This is a genomic window from Moorena sp. SIO4A1, assembly GCF_010672065.1.
GTDB lineage: Bacteria > Cyanobacteriota > Cyanobacteriia > Cyanobacteriales > Coleofasciculaceae > Moorena.
In genome coordinates, this window is record NZ_JAAHHX010000600.1 from 1 (window position 1) to 1595 (window position 1595).

Here is a 1595-nt window from a genome sequence, read left to right on the forward strand (position 1 = left end):
TCTGCAACGGAAGTATAGTTTAGGACATAATATTTTGCTTTAAAGGGAACAGGGAATAGGGAACAGGGAACAGGGAACAGAAATATGTCTTACTCAGATCTTGCACCTGATCAGACAAAAATCAAAACTAAGCTCATGTAACCAAGGCATAAGTGTATCTAAATGATTGAAAATAGAGAGAAGCAAAATATGCGGTAAAAGTAAAATAAGTGCTTGTTGTGCACAATAAAACCAATCTAAATTATCCGATTTACCTAAGTGTAAATAAACCCAATAAGCCAACAAATAAGAAACTAAACACAGAATCAACCAACGGTAGACTCCAAGTCTTGTCTTTTGTCCAAAGCGGTGTAGGCTAAAACGATGTTTAGCTGTCTTAAAGAAACCCTCAATCTGCCATCTACGTTTTCCCCATCGAGCAATAGTTTTACCCTTCATTGGTTTAGTTGATATCACAAAACGTTGAATCATTTTGCCATCTCGTTTTAACCATATCCATGACAAAAAAACAGGTAATTTTAAACCATTCAAATAAACTTGTTGACCACGCTTTTTAATGTCTGAGACCTTACGACCATCAGTTAAAGTTCGATTTTTACTAATCCCAACAATAGCATGGCCGGATTTTTTACGGATATTATCAATCAATTTAATTGTACCAAAAGCCGTATCACCAAGTACATAAACTTGAAAATTTTGAGTAATTTTTTTAGGTAAATTATTTAATAACTTCTGTGCTAATTGGGATGGGGAGGGAGTACCCTTACCCCTATAAATCCTGAAACTCCAAGGAATACGCCAATTTCCCAGGACTAAATACATCACTACAATGTGTAAACCTTTCTTATGATTATAGACTCGCACTAAGTTTCCTAGATGGGTAAAATTACCTACCTTTTCTAGGGTAGTTAAATCTAGGATTACTTGTAGAGTTGGTTTTCTTCCTCTTTTTCTTTGATCAAGAATAAATTTGATTATTAAAGAACGAACGGTACGAATTAAAGAACGGGTTGACCATTGATAATTATTTAAAAAACGACTAATAGCACTTGCCGATTTGGTTTGACAATGATCCGGAACAGAATTACCTTGCCCACAAAGGATTAATCCAAAAATGGATTCTAAGGTTTCTTGTTGATAACTAGTGGGCATTAATTGTTTTAAGTTTGAGATTAATTTTTCTACTTCTGGTAAAATCTTATTCAGGGTCTTTATCCTCCATTAATCTTAGAAAAGAGTTTACCACAATTCTCATGTAATCAAAAAAAATATCAATTCTAATTGAAGCCATAACTAAACTATTGATTATTTATATTTTTCCGTATAATCTGGGTCATTGAGTGTCATTAAATTATGGGATACAGAGGCTTTTTCAAGGTATTTGATTAGTTGTCTCTAACTCAGGGATAGAACTGCCTCTAATCCCCTAATAACAATAACTTCAGCCGTTCCTTCTCACAGCCACTTTTTTTGGTGCAAGATCTGAGTTAAACCGAGATTGCCCGATGTAACTAATACTTCTGAACCATAAGCGACTCGAAAGTCCAGATGGCGTAAGCCTCCATCGGTAAATGTGTTTCCCCTGGGGCTACTCG

General features: G+C 35.0%; 1 protein-coding gene. It reads right to left on the reverse strand.

The features are described 5' to 3' along the window. Window positions 1-93 precede the first annotated feature (93 nt). Window positions 94-1152 carry a transposase gene (locus F6K53_RS41070; RefSeq protein ID WP_293060751.1) on the reverse strand — a complete coding sequence of 353 codons (1059 nt, stop codon included), beginning with the start codon at window positions 1150-1152 and terminating at the stop codon, window positions 94-96. Between the last annotated feature and the right edge of the window lie 443 nt (window positions 1153-1595).